Consider the following 24932-nt stretch of genomic DNA (forward strand, 5'->3'; position numbering starts at 1 on the left):
AATACCACGGCTACGCTTTTCTTGGCCACACCGCTGGATTCTTGTCGTGCGCGGACAACACGCGCGGCTGGTTCGCGCTCCATAATCCGGCCGGCCGCACGGGCGCGGGCGCGGCTTTGGCGGCGCCGGCGCCCGCCTCGGGTCCGGTGCGCGGCGGCGTCGCCGCGCACTCCAGCTTGAAACGGCTGACCGCGTTCGACAAGGTGGCGGTCTCGTCGCGTAGTCGGCCTGATCCTACACTGGCTTGCCCGACCAGCGCGGCGTTCTGCCGCGTCATGTCGTCGATCAGCGCCATGGCGCGGGCGATCTGGCCGATCTGCGCGCTCTGCCCGGCGCCGCCGGCGCTGATCTCGCCGATCACCTCGGCCACCTGGCGCACCGCCAGCACCACTTGCTCGATGGTCGCGCCGGCCGTTTGCACCAGTTCGCTGCCGGCGTCGACCTGGCCCACCGAGGTGCCGATCAGCGCCTTGATTTCCAGCGCCGCCGCCGCCGAGCGTTGCGCCAGGTTGCGCACCTCGCCGGCGACCACCGCGAAGCCGCGGCCCTGGGCGCCGGCGCGGGCCGCCTCGACGGCGGCGTTCAGCGCCAGGATGTTGGTCTGGAAGGCGATGCCGTCGATGACGCCGATGATCTCGGCGATTTTGCGCGAGCCGGCCTTGATCGCGGCCATGGTCTCGACCACCGCGACAACGCTGTGGCCGCCGCGCTGGGCCACTGCGCAGGCCGAGGCCACCAGTTGCCGGCCGCTGTCGACGTGGGCCTCGTTGCGTCGCACCGTCGCGCTCAGTTCGCGCATCGAGCCGACCGTCGCGCCCAGCGCCTCGGACTGGCTGGCGGTGTGGCCGGACAGCGCGGCGTTGCCCGCCGCCATGTCGTCGGTGGCGGCGGCGATGACGGCGGCGCCGCCGCGGATGTCGGCCACCAGCGAGGCCAGCGCGCGCGTCATGGCGCCGAAGTCGTCGACCAGCGCGCCGATTTCATCGCGCGCGCCGGCCTCCACGCGCACCGCCAGGTTGCCGGCGGCGGCTTCGCGCACGGCTTCGCGCAGGCGCCCGATGTCGCGTGAAAACGAGGCGTAAAAGCCGGCGAACAGGTAGGCCGCCGCCAGCACCGCCAGCAGCACGGCGGCCAGCATCAGGTCGCGCCGGCCGGTGTCGCGCTCGATGCGCGCGGCCAGCAACCGGTCCAGCGTGCTAGCGGCGGCGCCGGACAGCGCGTAGAGGGCGTCGACGCTGGCGGCGCCGGCGGCGTAAAATTGCCGGCCCGAGGTTTGCAGGTAGGAGTTGCCGACCTCGTTCTTGCTGCGTTCGAGGAAGGCTTGCGCGGCCGGCAGCGCCGCCAGGTGCGGCTGCAGCGCGGCGCGGATGGCCGGGCGGCCGGCGAACAGCGCCTCGAACTGCGCCGGCGCGCGGTCGAGGTCGTGGCGGGCGATCAGCGTGGTGGCGTTCACCAACTGGTCTTCATTGGCTTCGAACAGGCCGGTGTCGATGAAGGCGGCGCCGCGGCCGGCGATTTCCGACAGGTTTTCGGCCAGCTGGGGCAGGGTGGAGAGCAGGGTGGCGCCGAGGTGGTTGGCGGCGACGTCCGGGTCCAGACTCAGGTTCGAGCGGTCCGCCACCAGCACTGCCAGCTTGCCGAGCTGCGCGATCAGCGCGCTGTGCAGGGCGAAGCTTTCCCTGGCGCCCAGTGTGGCGCCGCGCGCGCCCAGCGCCTGCCAGCGCGCGCCGACCTCGGCCCATTGCGGCAGCGCCGCCAGGTTGCCGGCGCCGCGCTGGACCAGCTCGAGGCGGGCGACGCCGGCGTCGATCTGTCTGGCCAGCGCGGCGCCGCCGGGTTGCGCCTGGCCGTTCAGGCGCAGGTGCTCGAGGCCGCGGCGCTGCTGGGCCAGGCGGCTCAGCTCGTGCAATTGCCCGAGGTAGGCCAGGCCGCGCCGCTCGGCCTGCGCGAAGGCGATCGATTTGTCCAGTTCCGCCATCAGCAGCGCTGTCACCAGCAGCAGCGGCAGCAGGAACGCCAGGCAGACCAGGATGAATTTCGGCAGCAGGCGCAGGCGCTGCATCAGGGCGATTGCCGGCTTGAGGAGGATGTGCATGCGGTGTCCAATGTGGTTTGCTTGTTGTGGGGGTATTCAATATTTCTTTTACGCAATAATGCGCGGGAATTGTGACGGCTTGATGAACCGGCTGCGGCGCGGCGTGTCCTGGCGGCGCGAAATGCCGCATAATGGCGCCACCCCCCCCTTGAAGAAATGGTTCGCGCATGCACGTACTATTGGTGGAAGATGACGCGGTGCTGGCCGACGGTTTGGCGCGGGTGCTGAGCGCGCACGGCATGGCGGTCGACGTTGTCAACAACGGCAGCCAGGCCGACGCGATGCTGCAGCGTGTCGAAGTGGCGGTGCTGGTGCTCGACATCGGCTTGCCCGGCATCGACGGCTTCGAAGTGGTGCGGCGCCTGCGCGCGCGCGGCAGCAACGTGCCGGTGCTGTTGCTGACGGCGCGCGACGCCATCGAGGACCGCGTCCGCGGCCTCGAACTGGGCGCCGACGACTACCTGGTCAAACCCTTCGCCACCGCCGAACTGGTGGCGCGCCTGAAGGCGCTGGCGCGGCGCACCGCGCCGCAGCCGGCGGTGCTGGCGCTGGGCCGGCTCACGCTCGACAGCAACAGCAAGCGCGCCCGCGTCGGCGAGCGCGTCGTCGACCTGTCGGTGCGCGAATGGGCGGTGCTGGAATACCTGCTGCAACACGGCACCCGGGTGGTGTCGAAGCAGCAGATCATCGACGCCATCCTGCCCTGGGGCGAGGACGTGACGCTGAACGCGGTCGAGGTCTACGTCTCGCGCCTGCGCCTGAAGCTGGGCGACGCCGGCGTCAACATCCGCACCATCCGCGGCTTTGGCTACATGCTGGAAACGGCGCCCGCCTGATGGCACGCCCGAGCAAGCCGCCGCGCCCGCCCCGCTGATGGCAACGACCAGCATCCGCATGCGTCTGCTGAAGTGGTTGATCGGCCCGATCCTGCTGCTCAACCTGGCCGGCGGCGCGCTGATCTACGCGCTGGCCTGGATGCCGGCCCAGAGCGCCTTCGACCAGGGCTTGCAGGACGCCGCCGGCGCCCTCGGCGCGCGCCTGGGCGCGGACGCGGCCGGCGTGCGCATCGACCTGCCGCGCCAGGCCGAGCAGGTGCTGCGCGGCGACGCCGTCGACGCCGTGTATTTCGTCGTGCGCGGCGGCGACGGGCGCGCCATCGCCGGCGACGCCGACTTTCCGCCGCTGCGCCGCGGCGGCGCGGGCGGCGCCGCCGCGCCGGTCTACGACGGCGCGGTGCGCGGCGAGCCGGTGCGCATCGTCGCCGCGCTCGCCCGCGTCGGCGGCCACGAGGTCGGCATCGGCGTCGCCAAGACCTTGCGCAAGCGCCTGCAAACGCGCGCCGCCACCGTGCGCGCGCTGGTGCTGCTGGAGGCGCTGTTCACGCTGGCCTCGGTCGGCCTGATCTGGTTTTCGGTGACCAACGGGCTGCGGCCGCTGAACCGCATGCGCGCCGACTTGAACGGCCGCGGCGGCGACGACCTGGCGCCGCTCGAGGCCGGGCAGTTGCCGGGCGAGCTGGCGCCGGTGCTGCGCGCCTTCAACGGCTTGCTCGAACGGATGCGCGACGGCGCCAGGGCCCAGCACGATTTCCTGGCCAACGTGGCGCACCAGTTGCGCACCCCGCTGGCCGGCCTGCGCAGCCAGCTTGAATGGCTGGAAAAGCGCCCCGGCGCCGAGCCGGACACGGCCAACTCGATCCGCCTGATGCTGCTGTCGACCGAGCGCATGATCCGCCAGACCAACCAGTTGCTGGCGCTGGCGCGGGCCGAGCCGAGCCATTTTGAAAAGACCCGCCTGGAGCCGCTCGCGCTGGAGCGCCTGGTGGAGGAGTCGATCCAGTATTTCGTCGAGGAGGCGGCCAAGAAGGCCATCGACCTCGGCTTCGACCTGCGCGCCACCACGGTGCGCGGCGACCGCTTCCTGCTGCGCGACCTGGTCGACAACCTGGTCGACAACGCCATCCGCTACACGCCGGCGGGCGGCGTCGTCACCGTCGGCTGCCGCCCGGACGGCGCCGGCGGCCTGTTGACGGTCGAGGACTCCGGCCCCGGCATCGCGCCCGACAAGCGCGAACTGGTGTTCAACCGCTTCGTCCGGCTCGACGACAAGAGCACCGGCAGCGGCCTGGGCCTGGCGATCGTGCGCGACATCGCGCTGGCCCACGGCGCCGCCATCGCCATCGACGCCGCGCCCGGCGCCGGCGGCATGCTGTTGTCGGTGCGCTTCCCGGCCTGAGCCTGGCGCCGTAGGTCGGCCGAGCCCGTCAGGGCGCCAGCCGACCGGCGTAGTCAGCGGCCCGGCGTCGGGATTGCGCCGCGCTCAGCGGGCTCGGATACGCGGACGCCGGTGCAGACGCCGTCCTTGAAGCGCATTTCGGCGACCAGGCCGCAGCCGCGCCACTGGGCGATGTCGTTGCCGTGGTCCATTGCGCCGTAGAAGGTCCAGTTGCCCGCCCGGGCGATGGCGAAGCGCGGGTCTTTGCCGACGAAGGCGCTGGCCGGCTCGAAGCGGGCGCGGAAGCGCAGGCGTTGCAGCCGGCGCTTGCGGCGCAGCAGCACGAGCAGCGTCGGCGCGGTGAGGGCGAGGGCCAGCAAGGCAAGCAGGGCGGCGAGGGTGGTGGTGGGCATCGCCGCAGTATACCCGCCGGCCCGCCCGCCCGCGCGCGCCGCGGCCGGCGCCGGCGGCATATCAGTTCACACGAAACAGGCAAGTGTCTGTAAAATTGAGGGTTTTGCGCAAGGGCCATAATATGGCCACGACTATGGCCAACGATACCGTTTTGAACACCCCCGACAATTCCGACTCCGCCGCCCCGGCGGCGACGTCGAAGGCGCCCGCCGCGATCGCCCGCGAGGTGCAGCGGCGCCGCACCTTCGGCATCATTTCCCATCCCGACGCCGGCAAGACCACGCTGACCGAGAAACTGCTGCTGTTCTCGGGCGCGATCCAGCTGGCCGGCACCGTCAAGGCGCGCAAGAGCGGCCGCCACGCCACCTCCGACTGGATGGAGATCGAGAAGCAGCGCGGCATTTCGGTGGCCAGCTCGGTGATGCAGTTCGAGCACCGCGGCCACGTCATCAACCTGCTCGACACCCCCGGCCACCAGGACTTCTCGGAAGACACCTACCGCGTGTTGACGGCGGTCGACTCGGCCCTGATGGTGATCGACGCGGCCAAGGGCGTCGAGGCGCAGACCATCAAGCTGCTGGCGGTGTGCCGCATGCGCAGTACGCCGATCGTCACGTTCATGAACAAGATGGACCGCGAAACGCGCGATCCGCTCGACCTGCTCGACGAACTCGAGTCGGTGCTGAAGATCCAGTGCGCCCCCGTCACCTGGCCCATCGGCATGGGCAAGAACTTCCGCGGCGTGTACCACCTGCTGCGCGACGAGATCATGCTGTTCAAGGCCGGCGACGAGAAGGCCGACCAGACTTTCGAGGTCATCAAGGGTATCGACAATCCGCGCCTGTCGGAGATGTTCCCGCTGGAGATCGAGCAGTTGAAGATGGAGGTCGAGCTGGTCCACGGCGCCTCGCATCCGTTCGACCTCGAGCAGTTCCTCGCCGGCTTGCAGACGCCGGTGTTCTTCGGCTCGGCCATCAACAACTTCGGCGTGCGCGAGATCCTCTCGGCGCTGGTCGACTGGGCCCCGGCGCCGCGCCAGCGCGACGCCACCGTGCGCGTGGTGGCGCCGGCCGAGGTGCCGTTCTCCGGCTTCGTCTTCAAGATCCAGGCGAATATGGACCCGGCCCACCGCGACCGCATCGCCTTCCTGCGCGTGTGCTCGGGTCGCTTCGAACGCGGCATGAAGGTCAAGCACCTGCGCCTGGGCCGCGAGATCAAGGTGTCCAACGTCGTCACCTTCATGGCCTCGTCGCGCGAACAGGTCGAGGAGGCCTACGCCGGCGATATCATCGGCCTGCCGAACCACGGCAACATGCAGATCGGCGACAGCTTCTCCGAGGGCGAGATGCTGCAGTTCACCGGCATCCCCTACTTCGCGCCGGATTTCTTCCGCTCGGTGCGCATCCGCAACCCCTTGAAGATCAAGCAGTTGCACAAGGGTTTGCAGCAGCTCGGCGAGGAGGGCGCGGTGCAGGTCTTCAAGCCGGTCCAGGGCGGCGAGCTGGTGCTGGGCGCGGTCGGCGTGTTGCAGTTCGAAGTGGTCGCCAGCCGCCTGCTCAACGAGTACGGCGTCGACGCCGTGTTCGAGGGTACCAGCATCAGCAGCGCGCGTTGGGTCAGCTGCGACGACAAGCGCGTGCTGCAGGACTTCGAGGCGGCGCTGGGCCACAACGTCGCCTACGACGCGGCCGGCAACATGGCCTACCTGGCCACCTCGGGCGTGAATTTGCGCCTGACCGAGGAGCGCTGGCCGAAGCTGACCTTCCACGCCACCCGCGAGCACGCGGTCAAGCTGGCCTAGGCCGGCGTTCGCGGCGCTGAAAAGCCGTCCGGCCCGTGGTGGGGCGGACGGCTTTTTTGCGTTTTGGATGGCCTCGGCGGCCGGCTTGTAAACCGCGGACGCGATCCCGGCTTGTTGCCTGTGCTTGGAACGGGCCCGGCGCGCCGCGCTACAGCGCCAGCGACTGCGCCGGGCGCCAGTCCTGGCGCTCGCGCAGCAGCGCCGTCAGCTGCTCGGCCGCCATCGGCCGGGCGTAGTAGTAGCCCTGCACGATGTCGCAGCCGGCGCGGCGCAGGAAGGCCGCCTGCTGCGCCGTCTCGACGCCCTCGGCCACCACCGTCAGGTTTAGGCTGTGCGCCATGGCGATGATGGCGGTGGCGATCGGCTCGCCGTCGCCGGGCAGGTCGTGCACGAAGCTGCGGTCGATCTTCAACTGGTCGATGGGGAAGCGCTTCAAATAGGACATCGACGAGTAGCCGGTGCCGAAGTCGTCGATCGACAGGTGGATGCCGGCGTCTTGGAAGCGCTGCATCAGCTCGACGTTGGCGTGCACGTTCTCCATCAGCACGCCCTCGGTGATTTCCAGCTCCAGCAGGCCGGCCGGCAGCGCCGTTTCGGCCAGGATCGCCAGGATGTCGTCCATCAGGGCGCCGTCGCGGGTTTGGCAGGACGACAGGTTCACCGCCACGTGCTCGATCGTTTCAAGCAGGCCGGCGGCGCGCCACGCCGCCGCCTGGCGGCAGGCCGTCTGCAGCACCCAGCGCCCGAGTCCGACGATGATGCCGCTTTCCTCGGCCACCGGGATGAACTCGGCCGGGCTGACCTGGCCCAGTTCCTGGCAGGTCCAGCGCGTCAGCGCCTCGACGCCGATGATGCGGCCGCTGCGCAGGTCGATCTGCGGCTGGTAGTGCAGGTACAGCTCGCCGTTGTCGAGCGCCTTGCGCAGGTTCGCCTCCATCGCCAGGCGCTTTTGCGCGCGCAGCTCCATCTCCGCCTGGAACACGGCGTAGCAGTTCTTGCCCTGGTTCTTGGCGTGGTACATCGCCGTGTCGGCGCTGCGCGTGAGCGTTTGGGCGTCGCGCGCGTCGACCGGGTACAGGCTCATGCCGATGCTGGCGCTGACGTACAGCTCGTGGCTGTCGAGCGCGAACGGCGCCGCCAGCGCCGCCAGGATCTTGCGCGCGACGCTTTTCAGCTCCGTGACGGCGTCCGCCGGCTCGACCAGCACGACGAATTCGTCGCCGCCGATGCGGCAGATGATGTCGCCGCCGCGCAGGATGGCGATCAGGCGCTGCGCCACCATCTTCAGCAGGACGTCGCCGCAGTTGTGGCCGAGCGTGTCGTTGACCACCTTGAAATTGTCCAGGTCCAGCAGCAGCAGGCCGACGCTGGTGTCCTGGCGGTCGGCGCGGGTCAGCGCGAACGCCAGGCGTTCGTTGAACTCGTGCCGGTTCGGCAGCTCCGTGACCGGGTCGACGTGGGCCAGGTAGTGCAGGTGGGCCTCGGCGTCGCGCGTCGCCTGGCGCGTGCGCGCGACCATCAGGTAGGCCAGCACGAACGAGCACAGCGCGACGGCCAGCGTGAAGCCGGCGTAGGCCAGCAGGCGCTGGTACAACTGCGCCATGCTGGCGCGTATCATCACCGAGCCGATCGCCCCGCCGTTGGCCTCGATCGGTTCGAGCACCTCGACGAAGCTGGCGCGGTAGCGGAAGCGGGCGCCCAGCAACTGCGCCGACGGCGGCCCCAGCGCGTCGGCGTCGGCGCGCCGGTAGTGCGCGAACAGCAGGCCGTCGGCGCCGAAGATGCCGGCGTTGCGCACGCTCGGCGAGGCCGCCAGGCCGGCCAGCAGCTCCTCGCCGGCGCGCTGGTCGGCGAACAGCAGGGCGGCGCCGCTGTTGTTGCCGACCATGCGCGCCTGGATCCGCAAGTCCTCCACCATGGCGCTGCGCAGCGCGGCGAACTGGAACAGGACCAGCACCACGCTGGCCAGCAGCATGATGGCGCCCGAGATGATCAGGTTCAGGCGCGCCATTTTGCTGCCGAGCAGACGCGCCGGGCGGGGCAGCTTGGGTGGCTCGATCATTGCACGCTCCTGGCCAGGCGCAGCAGTTTCGAACTCAGCGTCAGGCGCGCCAGGCGCAGCGCCGTCAGGTCGACGTCGAAGCCGATGCGCCGGTTCTCGACGCTGAGCGCGATCGCCACGCCGTCGTCGCCGGCGCCGGCGCCGCGCTCGTCGGCGACGGTCAGCACGCTGGCGCCGGCCAGGTCCTTGCGCAACTGGGTCCAGCGCTCGCGGTCCTGGCCGTCGAGTATTAGGATCTGGCAGCCGCGCGCGCCGTCGCGCCCGCCCAGCGTGCGCACGCTGACCTGGTGGCCCTTGACCAGCTTGTCGTTCAGCGCCCCCAGCGCCGGCAGCAGCTTGTTGCCGGCGTAGGCGCAGATGGTCATCGCGGCACCGCCGGGCAGGGCCTCGCCGGGCCAGTCGGTAAACACGGCGAAGTTGAACACGAAGGCCGCCTTCAGGTCGTATTCCGGCACCGCCTGGGCGCGCGCCGGCGCCTGCCATTGCAGGCACAGCGCGCCCAGCAGCGCGCAGGCGGCGCGCCCCGGGGCGCCCTTAAAACGCATACCTGACCGTCACGCGCGCGCTGCGCCCGTCCTGGGCGATGCTGTCCTGCCGGTGCGCGCCCGGGGCCGGGTCGGCATAGCGGCGGTTGAACAGGTTGTAGACGCCGACGGCGACGTCGGCGTGGCGCGTCAGGCCGCTCGAGAGCAGGTTCAGGTTGGCCAGCCAGTAGCCGCCGGTGCGCGCCAGCAGGGTGTCGCGCGGGCCGACGTAGTGGGCTTCGGCGCCGGCGCGCCAGGGCGAGCGCCCCAGCGGCGCGGCCAGGTTGAATTTGGCCAGGTGGGCCGGCGCGTTGACGTTGCCGGCGCCGGCGCCGTCCTGGCGCAGCCGCTGCCAGCTGTAGCTGCTGCGCAGGGTGGCCGCGGCCCAGTGGCGCTGGTACTCGACTTCGACGCCGCGCGCCTTGGCGCCGGGGCCGTTGTCGTACGACGTCAGCGCGCTGGCCGCGTCGGTGCTTTGCGAAATCAGGCCGCTGACCTTGTTTTCGAAGACGCTGACGGTGACGCGCTCGTTCGACCGCAGTTGCCGCTCCAGCGCCAGTTCGGCGCTGCGGATGCGTTCGCGCTGCTGCAGCGTGTTGGCGGTCTGGCCGCCGGGTCCGGGATAGGCGTAGTACAGCTCGAAGTTGTTCGGCTCGCGATACGCGGTGCCGTACAGCGCCTTCAGCGTGGTGCCGGGGCCGGCTTGCCAGATCAGCGCCAGGCGCGGGCTGAACGCGGCGCCGCTGCGCGAATGGCGGTCGTAGCGCAGGCCGGCGTTCAGCAGCAGCGTCTGGCCCAGGGCCAGCTCGTCCTGCAGGTACAGGCCGAGGCGCTGGTTGTCGCGCCGGTCGTTCAGATAGTCGCGGCGCGGCGCGACGTCGTAACTGTACTGCGCCAGCCGGTAGTTGCGCTGATATTCGGCGCCGGCCACCAGCTTGTGGCCGGCCAGCGGCGCGCTGACCGATTTCAGGTCGACGCCCCACCAGCGGCTGGCGCTGCCGTCGTGGTTGACGCTGTCCGCCGACGCGTTGTAGACATAGTCGCCGGCGGAGTCGAAGCGGCCGAAGAACAGCCGGGCGCTCAGTTCGGCGTCGGCGCCCAGCGCGCGCCGGTAGCCCAGGTCCAGGTAGGACTGGGCGTCGACGGTGCGCGAGCGCGGGTCGCCGAAGGCTTGCTCGAACGACGCGGTGGGCACGCCCTTGCGGCGCTCGGCGTGCTGCATGGACAGGCTGAACGGGCCGGCGGCGCCCTTGGCGAAGAAGCGCTGGCCGCTTTCGTAGTCGAGTCCGCGGGCCATGCCGTGGCGGTGTTGCGGCTGGTCGAACTCGGCGAAGTACAGGTCGCGCCCGTCGCTCTTGTAGCTGCTGGCCGCCAGCAGCAGTTCGCCGCCGCGCTGGTCGCTCCAGCCGTAGCTGGCGGCGCCCTTGCGCGCGCCGAATTGCCCGGCCTCGACGCTGGCGCGGGCGCCGCCCAGCTCGCGCGGGCGTTTGGTGATGACGTTGATCACGCCGAAAAAGGCGTTGGCGCCGTAGATCGACGAGCCCGGGCCGGGCGCGTACTCGATGCGCTCGATCAAGTCCAGCTCGAGCGGGAACTCGCCGCCCACCGGAGCCTGGTCGTAGACCGCGTCGTTGATGCGGTTGCCGTCGATTTGCAGCAGGAAGCGCGAATTGTAGTCGCCCGGGCGCAAAAAGCTGCGCGCGCCGAGGTAGCTATAGTTGCGGTCGTAGCTGAGGTACAGGCCGCGCACGCTGCGCAGCACGTCGGCCAGCGTGCGCCAGCCGAAGTCGCGGATCTCGGCCGCGCTGATCACCGAGACGCTCGACGGCGCCTCGCTCGCCGGTTGCAGGAATTTGGAGGCGCTGTACACTTCCAGCGACAGCAGTTGTTCGAAGGGCAGGGCGGTCAGGTCTAGCGGGCCGGCCGGCGCCTGCGCCAGCGCGGCGCGCGGCAATTGCAGCAGCAACAGCATGGCGGCGCAGCCCCAACGCGGCGCGCCGCCTGGCGGCCTTGCGCGCCGGTTTCCGGCGCCATTTTTTGAACCACCCTGCGCAGCCATGCCATTCGTTCCAGTCTGGGAAATCCGATGTGAGCCGGAACTCGCAACGTAATAGTTAGTCACGGCAACATCTTGTCATTACAGAGCGGGAAAGTACAGGGTTTGTGGTTTTTTCGCCGCGCGCTCACTTGGCCGGGCCGCCCAGCGGCTGGCCTTCTCGATCACCGTGCGTTGGCTGCCGGCGCGCGGCGCCGGCGAGCAGCCATAGCGCGAGCGCCGGCAAGGCGGTTTGAACGCGCAGTGTTCTCGTCATATCGTGTCAACGGCAACCCCCGCCAGCGGCGGCCAGCCGAGCCGCCGGCTCGGCGCGCGCCGCGCCCCACGTTCAAGCGGGTGCGCGGCGCTGCTTGGCGGCCGATGCCCTGACACCGCTTGATCAGGCAACCGGCGCGTCACACCGGTCGCCGGTCAGCAGCGCGTCGATGATGCTGCCGGCCCAGCACAGCAGCGCCACCACCACCGCGAGCGTCATCAATGGTCCTTCGGTGCCGGGCGCGGCGGACAACCGTTCGGCGATGAGCAGCGGATCCAGCGGCAGGGCGCCGCTGTCGAGTTGCGCGACGATGGCGTTGGCGCGCTCCAGCACCTGGGCGCCGATATAGACCGCGGCCGCGGCCGCCGGCAGCAAGAACAGGCAGCCGCGCGCGGCGCGGCCCAGCAGAAACTGTCCGGTTCCGGGAAACACCAATGCGGACAATAGCGCCGCCCTTGTCGATTTTTTCATGCGCATGCCTAGGAAGGGGAGAGTGCGGCCATCATACCCGCGCGCGCGCCTTTCCACGTTTCGCATCGACGGCGCGCAGCCGCGCGCCGTTAAGGGGAGCTCGAAAAACCTGTTGCGCGGCACCATGCCGGCACGGCGGCGCTCGCCGACCTTGCGCCGCGCGCGGCGGTTTTTCGGGGTCCGCGCAAGTTGCGCTGCCGTGGCTCGGATTGGCGACAGTGTCATGCGTAAATATATATTTTGCCAACGCTACAGGGGGGGGCGCCATCGCCATGCCGACCCTACAAAGATAGGTAGTTATGCAACTGAATGGTTCGCGGGACACTCGCTAGACAGCAGAGTACCGGGCCTGTTGGAGCCAGTTGTGCCGCTCCGCAAGACCAATCTACCCCGACGTTTTTACTGAAAGCTTTCCATGACCGACAAAAAAAATGACAATCCGCGCGCCGTACTGTTTCGGGATCAGCCGTTCCGCTGGTTTCTCAGCGGCGCGGCGCTCTCCATGCTGGGCGACCAGTTTTCCCTGATCGCCTTGCCGTGGCTGGTGCTGAAGATGACGGGCGATCCGTTCGCCGTCGGCACCGTGCTGGCGCTGACCGCCTTGCCGCGCGCGATTTTCATGCTGATCGGCGGCGCGCTGACCGACCGCTATTCGCCCAAGCGCGTGCTGATGTGGACCAAGTACATCAATATGCTGTTGTTGCTGGCGCTGGCCGGCTTGCTGTACAACGGCGGCCTGACCTTGCCGATGGTGTACGTGTTTGCCGTCGCCATCGGCATCGCCACCGCGTTCAGCATTCCCGCCGCGACGGCGATCTTTCCACACATTGTCAAACGCGAACAATTGCAGGTTGCCAACAGCATTTTGATGAGTCTGCGTCAACTGACGATGCTGGTCGGCCCCATCCTGGCGGGCGTGTTGATTGCGCAGATGGGCGACGCCAAGGCCAGCCATACCGGCGACGCGCGCGGCATGGCGCTGGCGTTTGTCTGCGACGCCCTGAGCTTCCTGTTGTCGGCCTGGACCCTGGCGCGCGTGCAGGTGCGCTGGCAGCCGCAGCCGGCCGGCCCGAACGGCCATCCGAACGTCTTCAAGTTGGTGGGCGAGGGCTTGCGTTTCTGCTGGAACGACGTCAGCCTGCGCACCAGCTTCCTGTATTTCGCGGCGATCGCCTTCTTCATTGGCGGCCCCATGCAGGTGGCCCTGCCGGTGATCGCCAACCAGATGGACCACGGCGCGGCGGCCTTCGGCTGGCTGATGGGCGCGCATGGCGCCGGTACCCTGGCGGGCATGATTATCTCCGGCGTCAATCCGAACGTGCGCCTCGGCAGCCTGGGCATGACCATTGTGCTCACCGATTGCCTGGTCGGCGCGCTGTTCATGCCTATGGGCCTGATCCACGCCAGTTGGCAGGGCGCGCTCTTGCTGCTGTTGATCGGGATGCTGGGCGGCTTCGTGCAAATCGCCGTGTTCACCTGGACCCAGCGCCGCGTCCCGCCAGCCCTGATGGGCCGCGCCATGAGCCTGTTCATGTTCATCTTCATGGGCATCGCGCCCATCTCGGCGGCCATTACCGGCTGGGCCATGCGCGGCATTAGCCTGCCCCAGGTCTTCGCCGCCAGCGGCGCGATGCTGATCGGCGTGGCTTTGCTGGCGCTGGTGTTTTCGCCAATGCGTTCGATTTCGGATACCCGTTCCTTGTCTTGAGTCCCGCCGCGGGGGGGGGGGGGGGGGGGGGGGGGGGGGGGGGGGGGGGGGGGGGGGTTGGGGGGGGGGGGGGGGGGGGGGGGGGGGGGGGGGGGGGGGGGGGGGGGGGGGGTGGGTTTTTCTCTTTCCCTCCCCCCCCCCCCCCCTCCCCCCTCTCCCCCCCCCCCCCCCCCCCCCCCCCCCCCCCCCCCCCCCCCCCCCCCCCCCCCCCCCCCCCCCCCCCCCCCCCCCCCCCCCCCGCCGGGTGCCACCAAGTCTTTTATGAGAGCTTGCATATGAAAAGAAACTACATTGGTTTTGCGAATTCCTTCCATGATTCGGCCATTGCCATCGTCGACCAGAACGGCGAGGTGCTGTTCGCCGAGGCCACCGAACGTTATTTGCAGTGCAAACGCTCGATCGGCGTCGCGCCCGACCTGTTCAAGCGCGCCGCCGATCTGGTCAAGCAGTATTGCGACCCCGAGGCGGAAATCGTGTTTGCCTTCAGCTGGAGCGATCAAACGCCCGGGTTGATGCGGCAGGGACTGGCCGCTACCGCCGGCAGCGCCGAGCAGTACGCGAGCGGCTTCGGCGAGTTGCCCCCTCTGTTGCGGCGCCAATTGGCGGGCCAGAACTTCTTTTTCGGCTCCCAGCTGGCCATGACGGCGCAGCCCGGCAATTTGCTCGAATACGAGCTGAGCCAGAACGAGGCCTGGGCCGGCCACAGCGTGCGGCGGCGCCACTTCGACCATCATTTGACCCACGCCGCGGCGGGCTGCTACAGCAGCGGCTTCGACGGCGCGCTGTGCGCGGTGCTCGACGGTTTCGGCGAACGCGGTTCGTTCGCCTGCTTCCAGTACAGCGGCGGGCGGATCACCGAGATCAAGCAGGAGCGCCATGGCGGTTGGGCCAGTCTCGGCCTGTTTTACGGCATGGTGTGCGAGGCTTGCGGCTTCGGCAATATGTCGGGCGAAGAGTGGAAGGTGATGGGCCTGGCGCCCTACGGCAAGCACAACCCGGAACTGTACGCGCTGTTGCGGGAAATGATCAGCGTCAAAGGCTTGCAGATTGAATTCGCGCCGGCCGCGCGCATGGCGCAGCTGCAGCAGCAACTGTATGCGCTGCGGCGCCAGCCGAAGCAGGCGGTGATCGACTACGCCGACCTGGCCCACGCGGGGCAGAAGGTGTTCAGCGAAGTGCTGTTCGAGTTCCTCACCAATTTGCACGGCACCGGCTTGTCGGACCAACTGGTGCTGGGCGGCGGTTGCGCCCTCAATTCCTCGGCCAACGGCAAGGTGCTGGCGAATACGCCGTTCAAGCGGCTGCACGTGTTCTCGGCGCCTGGCGACGACGGCAACGCGGTCGGCGCGGCCCTGCTGGCGTATTACGAGGACCACCCGCAGGTACGGCCGCGCTCGGCCTTCCTCTCGCCCTACCTCGGCTCCAGCATGGATCCGGAAATCCTCGCCAATGTGGTGCGTTTCGGCGGCATCGGCAAGCTGGTGCAGTGCAACGGCGACGCGCCGCGCCGCGCGGCCCAGCTGCTGGCCGCGGGCAAAATCATCGGCTGGGTGCAGGGGCGCGCCGAGTTCGGTCCGCGCGCGCTGGGCAACCGCTCGATCCTGGCCGATCCGCGCCGCGCCGCGGTCAAGGAGACCATCAATGCGCGCGTCAAGTTCCGCGAGGAATTCCGGCCCTTCGCGCCGTCCATCCTGCATGAACACGGCCCGGCCTATTTCGAGGACTACCAGGAGTCGCCCTACATGGAGCGCACCCTGACGTTTCGCGACAGGGTCGTCGAGCGCGTGCCCGGCGTGGTGCACGAGGACCGCACCGGCCGCCTGCAGAGCGTCAAGCGCGAATGGAATCCGCGCTATCACGCGCTGATCAGCGAGTTCCACCGCCTGACCGATATCCCGCTGGTGCTCAATACCAGTTTCAATGTGATGGGCAAGCCGATCGCGCATTCGGTGGAAGACGCGCTCGCCGTGTTCTACACCAGCGGCCTCGATGCGATGTTCATCGACGACGTGTTGATCGAGAAATGAGGCCGGCGGGCCGCCGGCCCGCCGTCACGCAACCCGGGCTGCCGCCGCGTCGGCGCGCCCGTCACCTGGATAACCGCATGAAAGCGATACTTTTCCCCGGCCAGGGGGCCCAGTTCAAGGGCATGGGCAAGGGCTTGTTCGAAGCTTATCCGCAAGAAACCGCGCTGGCCTCGGAGATCCTCGGCTACCCGGTCGACGCCTTGTGCCTGCACGACAGCGACAACCGCCTGCGCCAGACCGCCTATACGCAGCCGGCGCTGTTCGTCGTCAACGCGCTGGCGTATTACGCGCTCAGGGACGACGCCGCCGCGCCGCTGCGGGTCGACTACGTGGCGGGCCACAGCCTGGGCGAGTACAACGCGCTGCTGGCGGCCGGCGCCTTCGACTTCGCCACCGGCGTCAAGCTGGTCAAAAAGCGCGGCGAACTGATGGGCGGCGCGGCCGGCGGCGGCATGGCCGCCGTGCTGGGCATGCCGGCCTGCAAGGTCACGCAGCTGCTGCGCGAACACCAGATCGACAGCATCGACCTGGCCAACTTCAACACGCCGACGCAATTCGTGATCGCCGGACCCACGGCCGACATCGCGCGCGCCAGCGCATTGTTCGGGCGCGAAGGGGTGCAGTGCCTGCCGCTGAACGTGAGCGCGCCCTTCCATTCGCGCTACATGAAGGACGTGCAGCGCCAGTACGCGCGCCACCTGGGGCAGTTCACCTTCCAGGCGCCGCGCCTGCCGGTCATCGCCAACGCCACCGCGCGGCCCTATCAGAGCGGCGACGTGGCCCAGCTGTTGTGCGACCAGATCGCCAACTCGGTGTTGTGGAGCGACAGCATCCGCTACCTGCGGCGCCAGGGTGTCACCGAGTACCAGGAAATCGGCGCCACCTTCCTCGGCAAGATGGTCAAGGAAATCGTACAGGCGGCGCATTGAATGGCCGTGCCGGGCGGCGTGCGCGGCCCGGCGTGTTTTTCCCACCCCGACAGGACATGACGACATGGAAATGACGACGCAATGGAACCCCAAGGAACGCTCGCCGATACTGGGCGGCAATCCCTCGCTGAGCCTGTTTCAAAAAATTCTGCTGAGCACCGACGGCTCGGTCACCGAATTACTCGTGCTGTACGCGGGCCGGCCGATCCGCGCGCGCAAAATCGAGCAGGCGCTGCGCCGCGGCGCCGCGCCTGCCGAGCTCGCTTGCGACCCGGACACGCCCTTGCTGCACCGTAAGGTCATGCTGGTCGACGAACGCGCCAGCTATGTGTACGCCGAATCGGCCTTCGTGTTCGAGCGGCTGTCGCCCTCCATCCAGCGCCGGTTGCTGGAAACGGAGGCGCCGATCGGCCTGTTGTGGCGCGAGGAGAAGTGCGAGATGTACCGCGAAATCATCGACACCCGGCTGCAACAGTGTCCCGACGCCGCCGCCCATTTCGGCCTGCCGCCCGGCGCGCCGCTGTTGTCGCGCACGTACCTGCTGCATCAGCAGTCGCGCCCCATGGGCATCATCACCGAAAAATTTCCACTCGATAGTTTTCAATAAGCCGGCAGCGATGCCGCCACCTTTCCCTTTCACCGCGCGATAGCCTGGAGATGTATTTTGGTCGCTCCCACCCGATACTTCATGGATCTGCCCGAACAGTTCGCCGATAAAGACCTCTTTTTCTTCGAGGACGGCAGTCAGCCGCACGCCGTCGGCGGCATGCGCGGCGCGGACCTGGCCGCGCGCCTGCGGCGGGTCGGCAGCGCGCTGCAGGCCGTCGGCGCGGCGCAGCAACGCGTGCTGCTGGTGCTGCCGCAGGGACAGGCCTACATCGAAGCCCTGCTGGGCTGCCTGCACGCCAATCTGGCGGCGGTGCCGCTGCCGCACCATGCCGATCCCGCCAGGCTCGCCGCCGCCATCGCCCGCATCGGCGGCAATGCCGGAGCGATCTGCGTGCTGACCGACGCCGCCACCAAGGAACTGCTCGGCGACGCGTTGGCGCTCCCCGTGCTCGACCTCGCGCACCTGGCCGCGCAGGACGGCGCGCCGGCGCCGCCGCGCCAGCGCGCCGAGGACGACGCCGCCGTGATCCTGTACACCTCGGGCTCGACCGGGGAGCCGAAAGGCATCGTGCTGAGCCACCGCAACCTGTGGGCGCAAGCCTCGGCCGGCGCCGCGCAATGGCGCCTGGGCGCCGACAGCCGGGTGCTGTCCTGGATGCCGCTGCAGCATAACTTCGGCCTGCACCTGGGCATCCTGGCGCCGCTGTCGCAAGGCGCCAGCAGTGTGCTGATGGCGCCGGCGCGGTTCGTCGAGTCGCCGGCCGCCTGGTTCAGGGCCATCGACCAGTACCGCGCCACCCATACCGGCGCGCCCAATTTCGCCCTCGACGTCTGCCACGCCAGGATACGCGCCGAGGAAGTGGAGGGCGTCCTGCTCGACTCGCTGCAAGCGCTCGTTTGCGGCGGCGAACCGGTCAGGAAAGACACCTGCGACCGCTTTGCCGAGCGCTTCGGCGCGCTGGGCTTCGACGCCGCCGTCCTGTGCCCCCATTACGGCATGTCCGAGGCCGGCGCCGTGAGCACGCGCGGCGCCGGACGCGCCGGTGCGCGCTTCCTGGCGCTCGACCTGGCCGCCGTGCAGCGGCGTGAGGTCCGCCCGGCCGCCGACGGCGGCGCCGTGCGCTTCGCCGCCAGTTGCGGCGAGCCGGGCGCAACCGGCGCCCAGGTCTGCATCGTCGATCCCGACACGCTGGCGCCCTGCGCGGGCGGACGCATCGGCGAGGTCTGGATTCGTTCGGCCGGCGTCGCCACCGGCTACCTGCGGCGCGACGCCGACACCGCGCAGACCTTCGGCGTCGTCCCGGCGGGCGGCGGGCAGGGCTTTTTGCGCTCGGGCGACCTGGGCTTTGTCGAGGGGCGCCAGTTGTACGTGGTGGGGCGCATCAAGGAACTGATGATCATGCGCGGCAAGAACCACTATCCGGCCGACATCGAGGCCAGTGCCAGCGCAGCCGTGCCGGAATTGGCGCTGCCGGTGGCCGCCTTTTCGGTCGAGGTCGACGAGCAGGAAAGACTGGTGATCGTGCAGGAGGTGGGCGAAGCGCTTGGCGTCGCCGAGCTCGAGGCGCTGTGCCGGCGCATCGTCGCGGCGCTCTCGGAAGCGCACGGCGTCGAGGTCCACGAGGTATGCCTGGTGGCGGCCGGCGAGATCGCCGCCACCGCCAGCGGCAAACTGCAGCGCGGCCAGTGCCGCCAGGCCTATCTGGAGCAGGCGCTGCGTGTGCGGCACCGCCATTGCGCGCGCCGGCGCGCGCAGCCTGCCCCGGCCCCGGCCGCCGAGGCGGCGGCGCCGCGCAGCGCGCCGGCCGATGTGCCGGCGGCGTTGCGCGATCAAGTTTTGCTGGCCTGCCTGGACATCGATGGCGACAAGCTCGACCAGGTCGGCGCGCTGGCCGAACTGGGCCTCAATTCGATCGAGTATATCCAGATCGCGCGGCAGATCGAAATCGTCTTCGGCATACGTTTCGAACCCACGTTGCTGTTCAAGTACCGTCGCTTCGACGAATTGGCGCGTTACCTGCAGGCGCGCGTGGCGGGCGGCGCCGCGCCGGCCGACGCCGACGCCGCGCCGGCCGGGCGCACGCGCCGCGCCGCCGGGCCTTCCGAGGTGGCCGTCATCGGCATGAGTTGCCATTTCCCGGGCGGGGCCAGCGACCCGCAGCGCTTTTGGGACAATCTGCTGCAGGGCAGGGACGGCATCGCGCCGCTGCCGGCCGAACGCGCGGCCTGGTTCGCCCAGGCCGACGGCGCCGCCGACTGGCACGCCTCGGGCGCCTTCCCGCAATGGGGCGGCTTCATCGACGGCGTCGACACCTTCGACGCCGACTTCTTCGGCATCGCCCCGCTGGAGGCGGAATGCCTCGACCCGCAGCAGCGCAAGCTGCTGGAACTGAGCTGGAGCGTGTTCGAGCATGCCGGCTACAATCCGCGCCACTTCAAGGGCCGCGACGTCGGCCTGTTCGTCGGCGCCCACAGCGTCGACTACCTCGACCTGGCCAGCAACCGCGCCGCCTTGCGCGACCTGTACGGCGCCTATCTCGATTCCGGCATGCATATGAGCCTGATCGCCAACCGGGTCTCGCGCTGGTTCGACTTCAACGGTCCCAGCCAGGTGGTCAATACCGCCTGTTCCAGTTCGCTGGTCGCGCTGCACCATGCCGTCGAGAGCCTGGAGCGGGGCGATTGCAGCGTGGCGGTGGCGGCCGGCATCAACCTGATTCTGTCGCCGCGCATTTACTGCGCCAGCCACAGCGCCGGCATGCTGGCGCCCGACGGCCGCTGCAAATCCTTCGACGCGCGGGCCAACGGCTTCGTGCGCGCCGAAGGCTATGGCGCGGTCCTGCTCAAGCCGTACCAGGATGCGCTGCGCGATGGCGACCGGATTTATGGCGTCGTCCGCGCGGCCTGCGTCAACCACGACGGCCAGTCCAATTCGCTGCGCGCCCCCAACCTGAACGCGCAGAGGCGCCTGATCCGCGACGCCTGGCGCCAGGCCGGCGTGGCGCCGCGCAGCGTTGGCTACATCGAGGCGCACGGCACCGGCACGCCGTTGGGCGACCCGATCGAGGTGCAGGCGCTGCGGGAGGCTTTCCAGCAGCTCGAAGCGGACCCCGGCGCCCCTGCCGCGGCCGCTTCCTGCATGATCGGCACGGCCAAAACGAATATCGGCCATTGCGAATCGGCGGCCGGCATGGCCGGCATGATCAAGGTGCTGCTGGCGATGCAGCACGGGGTCCTGCCGGGCATGCTGCATTTCACCGAACGCAATCCATTCATCGACCTGGACGGCAGTCCCTTCCGCCTGGGCGGGCAGACGCAGCCGTGGATCCCGGTGACGCTCGGCGGTGTCGCCCTGCCGCGCCTGGCCGGCGTCAGTTCCTTCGGTTTTGGCGGCGTCAATGCGCATGTGGTGCTGGAAGAGCATCTGCCGCCGGCGCCCGCGGCGCAGCAGGGCGCGCAGGGCCCGTTCGCGGTGCCGCTGTCGGCGCGCGACGACGACGCGCTGCGGCGCCAGGCGCGGCAATTGCTGGAGGCGCTGGACGGCGGGCGGGAAGGCGGCGCCGGCCTGGCCGACATCGCCTATACCCTGCAGGTGGGGCGCGCGGCGATGGCCCGGCGACTAGCGGTGCTGGCCGTCTCCATCGACGGCTTGCGCGCGCAGCTGCGCGGCTGGCTGGCCGGCGCCGCGGTGGCGGGCGTGTATGCGCAGGGAGCGGCGCCGCCGCCCGACGCCGCGGCGCAGCGCCTGATGGCCGCCTGGCTCGACGGCGCCGACGTCGACTGGGCCAGCCTGCATGGCACGCCGGCGCCGCGCCGCGTCGCCTTGCCGACCTACCCGTTCGCGCCCGACCGCTACTGGATCGAAGCGGCGCGGCCGCCGGCGGCGGCGCCGGCCGATGGCGCGGCGTGGCTGCATCCGCTGTTACAGCGCAATACCTCGGACCTGGGCCAGCAGCGCTTCAGTTCCGTTTTCAGCGGCGACGAATTTTTCCTGGCCGACCATGTGGTGGGCGGCAAGCGCGTCCTGCCGGGCGTGGCGCAGCTGGAAATGGCCTGCGCGGCGGCCTTGCTGGCGTCGGGCGCCGACGCCGCCGACGGCGTGCGCCTGGCCGACGTCGCCTGGCTGCGCCCGGTGGTGGTGGGCGATACGCCGCTGGAAGTGCAGGTCCTGCTGGCGCGGCGCGGCGACGGCGCCATCGATTTCCGCATCTGCAGCCTCGACCCGCAGGGGCGGGAAGTGCTGCACAGCCAGGGCGCGGCGCGGCTCGGCCAGTGCGCCGTGCCGGCGCCGCTCGACCTGGACGACTGGCGCCGGCGATGCGGCGCGGCGCAGTGGTCGGCCGAACAGTGCTACGCGGCGTACGCCGGCATGGGCATCGAGTACGGTCCGGCCTTGCGCGCCGTGCGCGCTATCGACTGCGGCGACGGGCAGGCGCTGGCCGGGCTCGAACTGCCGGCGTGCGTCGGCGGACCGGGCCGCTACCGCCTGCATCCAAGCCTGCTCGACGCGGCGCTGCACGCCTCGCTGGGCCTGATGCGGGGCGTGCCGGCCGGTTCCGCTCCCGCGCTGCCGTTTGCGCTGGACAGCCTGGAAATCGTGGCGCCCTGCGATGCGCTGATGTGGTCGGCGTTGCGCCACGCCGGCGGCGCCGGGGCGGGCAAGTTCGACGTCGATCTCTGCGATGCGCAGGGGCGGGTGGCGGTGCGCTTGCGCGGCCTGGCCATGCGCGCCGCCAGCGCGGTGGCGCCCGCCGCCGTCCACGACGGCAGGCAGGCGCTGTATCCGGTGTGGGACGCGGTTGGCGCCAGCGCCACGCTGCCGTCGGCGCCGCAGCGCGTGCTGCTGGTCAATGCCGAGCCGGGCGAGCTGGAGACGCTGCGCCTGCGCCACCGGCACGCGCAGGCCTGGAGCGCGGCGGCCGGCGCCGGCGCGCTCGCGCCGCAACTGGCGCAACTGGCGCAGCTGGGCGAGTTTGAGCATATCGTCTGGCGCGTCCCGGCGCAGCGGCCATGCGGACCGCACGACGAGGAGTTGATCGCCGCGCAGCAGGAGGGCGTGGTGGGCGGCTTCCACCTGATCAAGGCCTTGCTGGAACTGGGTTATGGCGCGCGCGCGCTGGAATGGACGGTGCTGACGACCCAGACCCAGGCGCTGCACGCGGGCGAGGAACTGCGTCCGGCGCACGCCAGCGTGCATGGCCTGGTGGGCTCGATGGCCAAGGAATATCCGAACTGGGCGGTGCGCCTGGTCGACCTGCCGGCCGACGGCGCGCCCGCGCTGGCGCAGATGATGGATTGGCCCTGCGACCCGGACGGCGACGCGCTGGTCTGGCGCGGCGGCCTGTGCTACCGGCAGCGCCTGCTGCCGGGCGACATGCCGGCGGCCGGGCCGAGCCGTTATCGCCAGGGTGGCGTATACGTGGTGATCGGCGGCGCCGGCGGCATCGGCGCGGCATGGAGCGAGCACATGATACGCACCCATGCGGCGGCCATCGTTTGGATCGGCCGGCGCCCGCTCGACGCGCGGATACAGGGAAAAATCGAGGCGCTGGCGGCATTCGGCCCGGCGCCCGAGTATATCGCCGCCGACGCCGCCGATGCCGGCGCGCTGGAAGGCGCCTACCAGCGGATCCGCCAGCGCCACGGGCGCGTGCATGGCGTGGTCAACGCGGCCATCGTCCTGGCCGACAAGAGCCTGGGCAATATGGACGAGGCGCGCTTTCGCGCCGGGCTGGCCGCCAAGGTCGACGTCAGCGTGCGGCTGGCGCAGGTCTTCGGACGGGAGGAACTCGATTTCATGCTGTTTTTCTCGTCCCTGCAAAGCTTCTCCAAGGCGGCCGGGCAGAGCAACTACGCGGCCGGCTGCACCTTCAAGGACGCCTTCGGGCTGCAGCTGGGACGCAACCAAGCCTACCCGGTCAGGGTGATCAACTGGGGCTACTGGGGCAGCGTCGGCGTCGTCGCGGCGCCGGCCTACCGCGAGAGGATGGCGCAGATGGGCTTTGCGTCGATCGAAGCGCAGGACGGCATGTTGGCCCTCGACGCGCTGTTGCAGGGATCGCCGCCGCAGATGGCCTTCGTCAAGACCGCCGCGGCGGCGCCCGTGCCCGCCGAGATGGTTAGCGTGTATCCGCCGGCCAGCGCGCTGGCCGCCGGCGCCGAACCGGCCCTGCTCGACCAGGTGCACGCGATGCTGGCCAGGCTCACGGCCGAATTGCGCGAGCGGGCGGAATTCTCCGGCGTGAACGACGAGGCCGGCCTTGCTCCCGCCTTGCTCGACGCCCTCAGCGCGCGCCTGCTGCAAGACTACGCCCTGGACCTCGATCCGGCCGTGATGGCGCGCCTGCTGGCGTCGGACGATGCCGTCAGCCATTCCCACCCCACCTAGCGGATAAGTGAAAAATGTTGCCTGAAAATAATAAATTACTGCGCATGGCGCGGTATCTGGTTGAGCAGCACAAGGACGTTTTCGAGGGCGCGGCCACGCGCGCGCCGCGGCGTGCGCCCTTGATGGACGATTACGAGGCGGCGCTCGCGGAGCTGCTATGGAGCGAACTGGGCGCGATGGGACTGGCGTGGCTGGAACAGGCCAGCGTCGCCCAGGCGCGCCAGTTGCTGGGCATCAGTCCGCTCTACGAGCGCTGGCTGGAACAAAGCTTGCGCATGCTGGCCGCGCTGGGCTACCTGCACAGCGGCGCCGACGGCTATAGCGCGCGCGACGCCAAGCCGCGCGCGCCGGCCGAGGCCTGGCGCGCGTGGTCGCGCGACAGCGCCGCCTGGCTCGATTGCGCCGACCTGCGGGCCAGGGTGGCGCTCAGCGAGGCGACCTTGCGCGCGCTGCCGGCGATTTTGCGCGGCGGCGTGCCGGCCACCGAGGTCATGTTCCCCGATTCGTCGCTCGCCCTGGTCGAGGGCATTTACAAGGGCAACGCGGTGGCCGACTATTTCAACGCCGCGCTGGCCGACACCCTGGTCGGCATCGTCGAGCGGCGCCAGGGCCAGGGCGGCGAAGGCGGCATCCGCATCCTGGAAATCGGCGCCGGTACCGGCGGCACCAGCGCGCAGCTGTTCGCGCGCCTGCGCCCGTATCGGGACCAGGTGGCCGAGTACTGCTATACGGATGTGTCGAAGGCCTTCCTGTTCCACGCCGAAAAGGAGTATGGCGCGGCCCACCCTTACCTGACCTACCAGATCTTCGACGCCGGCTTGCCGCTCGCCGGACAGGGCATCGCGGCGGGCGCCTACGACGTGGTGGTGGCGACCAACGTGCTGCACGCCACCAGCAATATCCGCACCAGCCTGCGCAACGCCAAGGCGGCGCTGCGCAGCGGCGGGGTGTTGTTGTTAAACGAGATCAACGGCGCCGATTTGTTCACCCACTTGACGTTCGGCCTGCTCGAAGGCTGGTGGTTGTACGAGGACGCCGCCTTGCGCGTGCCGGGATGCCCGGCCCTGTCGGCGCAAAGTTGGCAAACGGTGCTGGAGCAGGAAGGCTTTCGCGATGTCGCCTTCCCGGCGCGGCGCGGCCACGGCCTGGGCCAGCAGGTGATTGCCGCCGCCAGCGACGGCGTGGTGCGGCAGGTGCGGGCCCAGGTGGGCGCCAGCGCCGCGCCGGCACCGGCGCCGGGGGGGGGAAAGCACCCACACCCACCCACACCCCACCCCCCCCCCCCCCCCCCCCCCCCCCCCCCCCCCCCCCCCCCCCCCCCCCCCGCGACCCCAGCGTTATGCCGCCGTGGCGGACTGGCGCCCGCGTTTGGCGATCT

The 24932-nt window shown here is 70.0% G+C and carries 15 protein-coding genes; 9 read left to right on the plus strand and 6 right to left on the minus strand.

Features of this window, described 5'->3' with window-relative positions; translation table 11 throughout:
- Positions 1 to 10: 10 nt before the first annotated feature.
- Complete coding sequence (locus ACFDR9_RS11290) at positions 11 to 2095, minus strand: methyl-accepting chemotaxis protein (RefSeq protein WP_409031056.1); 2085 nt, start codon at positions 2093 to 2095, stop codon at positions 11 to 13.
- Between the two features lie 167 nt (positions 2096 to 2262).
- Between ACFDR9_RS11290 and ACFDR9_RS11295 the strand changes: the two genes are divergently transcribed.
- Both ACFDR9_RS11295 and ACFDR9_RS11300 read left to right on the plus strand, forming a co-directional pair.
- Positions 2263 to 2931, plus strand: coding sequence for a response regulator transcription factor (locus ACFDR9_RS11295; protein ID WP_409031057.1), 669 nt, complete (start codon positions 2263 to 2265; stop codon positions 2929 to 2931).
- Positions 2932 to 2968: 37 nt separating this feature from the next.
- A complete protein-coding gene (locus ACFDR9_RS11300) occupies positions 2969 to 4330 on the plus strand; it encodes a sensor histidine kinase (RefSeq protein ID WP_409031058.1) in 1362 nt (453 codons plus the stop codon).
- Between the two features lie 53 nt (positions 4331 to 4383).
- Here ACFDR9_RS11300 and ACFDR9_RS11305 read toward each other — a convergent pair whose 3' ends face one another.
- Positions 4384 to 4722: a hypothetical protein gene (locus ACFDR9_RS11305; RefSeq protein ID WP_409031059.1), complete on the minus strand. Its 339-nt coding sequence runs from the start codon at positions 4720 to 4722 to the stop codon at positions 4384 to 4386.
- A gap of 134 nt (positions 4723 to 4856) precedes the next feature.
- Here ACFDR9_RS11305 and ACFDR9_RS11310 point away from each other — a divergent pair, with 134 nt between their 5' ends.
- Positions 4857 to 6524 (plus strand): peptide chain release factor 3, encoded by a 1668-nt coding sequence (locus tag ACFDR9_RS11310; RefSeq protein WP_409031060.1) that lies wholly within the window; start codon positions 4857 to 4859, stop codon positions 6522 to 6524.
- 148 nt (positions 6525 to 6672) lie between these two features.
- Here ACFDR9_RS11310 and ACFDR9_RS11315 read toward each other — a convergent pair whose 3' ends face one another.
- The 4 genes from ACFDR9_RS11315 to ACFDR9_RS11330 all read right to left on the minus strand — a co-directional run bounded on the left by ACFDR9_RS11315 (position 6673) and on the right by ACFDR9_RS11330 (position 12118).
- Positions 6673 to 8586 carry a putative bifunctional diguanylate cyclase/phosphodiesterase gene (locus tag ACFDR9_RS11315; protein ID WP_409031061.1) on the minus strand — a complete coding sequence of 638 codons (1914 nt, stop codon included), beginning with the start codon at positions 8584 to 8586 and terminating at the stop codon, positions 6673 to 6675.
- Entirely contained in the window at positions 8583 to 9131 is a 549-nt protein-coding gene (locus ACFDR9_RS11320; RefSeq protein ID WP_409031062.1) for a YfiR family protein, read from the minus strand. Before ACFDR9_RS11320 ends, ACFDR9_RS11315 begins: the two co-directional genes overlap by 4 nt.
- The gene (locus ACFDR9_RS11325; RefSeq protein WP_409031063.1) at positions 9121 to 11082 is read right to left on the minus strand and encodes a TonB-dependent receptor plug domain-containing protein; all 1962 of its coding nucleotides are present in this window, start codon (positions 11080 to 11082) and stop codon (positions 9121 to 9123) included. Before ACFDR9_RS11325 ends, ACFDR9_RS11320 begins: the two co-directional genes overlap by 11 nt.
- Positions 11083 to 11545: 463 nt before the next feature.
- Positions 11546 to 12118, minus strand: coding sequence for a hypothetical protein (locus ACFDR9_RS11330; protein WP_409031064.1), 573 nt, complete (start codon positions 12116 to 12118; stop codon positions 11546 to 11548).
- Positions 12119 to 12308: 190 nt separating this feature from the next.
- On the opposite strand from ACFDR9_RS11330, the gene ACFDR9_RS11335 reads away from it, so the two are divergent.
- The 6 genes from ACFDR9_RS11335 to ACFDR9_RS11360 form a co-directional block, all read left to right on the plus strand.
- On the plus strand, positions 12309 to 13601 hold the full coding sequence (locus ACFDR9_RS11335) for an MFS transporter (protein WP_409031065.1): 1293 nt from the start codon (positions 12309 to 12311) through the stop codon (positions 13599 to 13601).
- A complete protein-coding gene (locus ACFDR9_RS11340) occupies positions 13598 to 15628 on the plus strand; it encodes a carbamoyltransferase (protein ID WP_409031066.1) in 2031 nt (676 codons plus the stop codon). Before ACFDR9_RS11335 ends, ACFDR9_RS11340 begins: the two co-directional genes overlap by 4 nt.
- Before the next feature lie 77 nt (positions 15629 to 15705).
- Positions 15706 to 16557 carry an ACP S-malonyltransferase gene (gene fabD, locus ACFDR9_RS11345; RefSeq protein ID WP_035787530.1) on the plus strand — a complete coding sequence of 284 codons (852 nt, stop codon included), beginning with the start codon at positions 15706 to 15708 and terminating at the stop codon, positions 16555 to 16557.
- 64 nt (positions 16558 to 16621) lie between these two features.
- Positions 16622 to 17164: a chorismate--pyruvate lyase family protein gene (locus ACFDR9_RS11350; protein WP_409031067.1), complete on the plus strand. Its 543-nt coding sequence runs from the start codon at positions 16622 to 16624 to the stop codon at positions 17162 to 17164.
- 81 nt (positions 17165 to 17245) lie between these two features.
- Positions 17246 to 23554 (plus strand): SDR family NAD(P)-dependent oxidoreductase, encoded by a 6309-nt coding sequence (locus tag ACFDR9_RS11355; RefSeq protein ID WP_409031068.1) that lies wholly within the window; start codon positions 17246 to 17248, stop codon positions 23552 to 23554.
- A gap of 14 nt (positions 23555 to 23568) precedes the next feature.
- Positions 23569 to 24932 (plus strand): class I SAM-dependent methyltransferase (locus tag ACFDR9_RS11360; protein ID WP_409031069.1); only part of this gene is annotated, 1364 nt, incomplete at its 3' end.

This window comes from Janthinobacterium sp. CG_23.3, assembly GCF_046115965.1.
In the GTDB taxonomy this organism is placed as follows: domain Bacteria; phylum Pseudomonadota; class Gammaproteobacteria; order Burkholderiales; family Burkholderiaceae_D; genus Janthinobacterium.

Coding starts and splice junctions, on each gene's coding strand:
- ACFDR9_RS11290 (WP_409031056.1), bottom strand. CDS start 2,095: ATGCACATCCTCCTCAAGCCGGCAATCGCCCTGATGCAGCGCCTGCGC.
- ACFDR9_RS11295 (WP_409031057.1), top strand. CDS start 2,263: ATGCACGTACTATTGGTGGAAGATGACGCGGTGCTGGCCGACGGTTTG.
- ACFDR9_RS11300 (WP_409031058.1), top strand. CDS start 2,969: ATGGCAACGACCAGCATCCGCATGCGTCTGCTGAAGTGGTTGATCGGC.
- ACFDR9_RS11305 (WP_409031059.1), bottom strand. CDS start 4,722: ATGCCCACCACCACCCTCGCCGCCCTGCTTGCCTTGCTGGCCCTCGCC.
- ACFDR9_RS11310 (WP_409031060.1), top strand. CDS start 4,857: ATGGCCAACGATACCGTTTTGAACACCCCCGACAATTCCGACTCCGCC.
- ACFDR9_RS11315 (WP_409031061.1), bottom strand. CDS start 8,586: ATGATCGAGCCACCCAAGCTGCCCCGCCCGGCGCGTCTGCTCGGCAGC.
- ACFDR9_RS11320 (WP_409031062.1), bottom strand. CDS start 9,131: ATGCGTTTTAAGGGCGCCCCGGGGCGCGCCGCCTGCGCGCTGCTGGGC.
- ACFDR9_RS11325 (WP_409031063.1), bottom strand. CDS start 11,082: ATGCTGTTGCTGCTGCAATTGCCGCGCGCCGCGCTGGCGCAGGCGCCG.
- ACFDR9_RS11330 (WP_409031064.1), bottom strand. CDS start 12,118: ATGACACTGTCGCCAATCCGAGCCACGGCAGCGCAACTTGCGCGGACC.
- ACFDR9_RS11335 (WP_409031065.1), top strand. CDS start 12,309: ATGACCGACAAAAAAAATGACAATCCGCGCGCCGTACTGTTTCGGGAT.
- fabD (WP_035787530.1), top strand. CDS start 15,706: ATGAAAGCGATACTTTTCCCCGGCCAGGGGGCCCAGTTCAAGGGCATG.
- ACFDR9_RS11350 (WP_409031067.1), top strand. CDS start 16,622: ATGGAAATGACGACGCAATGGAACCCCAAGGAACGCTCGCCGATACTG.
- ACFDR9_RS11355 (WP_409031068.1), top strand. CDS start 17,246: ATGGATCTGCCCGAACAGTTCGCCGATAAAGACCTCTTTTTCTTCGAG.